Source organism: Hymenobacter agri, from assembly GCF_054778495.1.
Window position 1 is genome coordinate 1 of record NZ_BAAGZM010001173.1, and the last position, 699, is coordinate 699.

Annotated in this window: 2 protein-coding genes; both read left to right on the top strand. The window is 64.1% G+C overall.

The window, feature by feature from the left end:
* On the top strand, positions 1–166 hold a 166-nt coding region (locus ACYVDE_RS25160), incomplete at its 5' end, for an SDR family oxidoreductase (RefSeq protein WP_460504251.1).
* A gap of 103 nt (positions 167–269) precedes the next feature.
* Positions 270–699: 5-deoxy-glucuronate isomerase (locus ACYVDE_RS25165; RefSeq protein ID WP_460504250.1), on the top strand; the 430-nt coding region annotated here is incomplete at its 3' end.

The window sequence follows — 699 nt, forward strand, 5'->3', positions numbered from 1 at the left end:
GCGCCAGGACGCCGAACGCAGCGCCGCCATTCTGGCCCGCATCCCGGCCGGCCGCTGGGCCGATGCCGCCGACTTCAAAGGCCCGGCCGTGTTTTTGGCCTCGGCCGCTTCCGACTACGTGCACGGCACCATCCTCACCGTCGACGGCGGCTGGATGGGGCGATAAAGGGTTGAGTTCTGAGGGTTGAGTGATGAATAAATACCTCCGCCAATCCTCACGAAATCAACGCCGAAATCTCAACCCTAAACATTCAAAACTCAACCATTCCATGACCCAGCGCTTTGCCATTGGCCCCCGCGAAACGGCTACGCTCGACACGAGCGGGCTACGGGAGCATTTTCTGATTGAGAACATCTTCACGGCGGGCGCCATTGAGCTGACGTACACGCACTACGACCGCATGATTGTGGGCGGCGCGCAGCCCACTGGCGCCGGGCTGACGCTGCCCTGCCCCGAGTCGCTGAAAGCCAATTTCTTCTTGGAGCGCCGCGAGCTGGGCGCGCTGAACGTGGGCGGGGCGGGCACCGTGACAGTGGACGGCACCGTGTACGAGCTGGGCAACCAGGATTGCCTGTACGTGGGCATGGGGTCGAAAGAAGTGGTTTTTGCCAGTGCCGATGCGGCCAACCCGGCCAGGTTTTACCTGCTGTCGGCGCCGGCGCATGCGGCGCACCCCACCACCCGGCGCACGCAGGCCG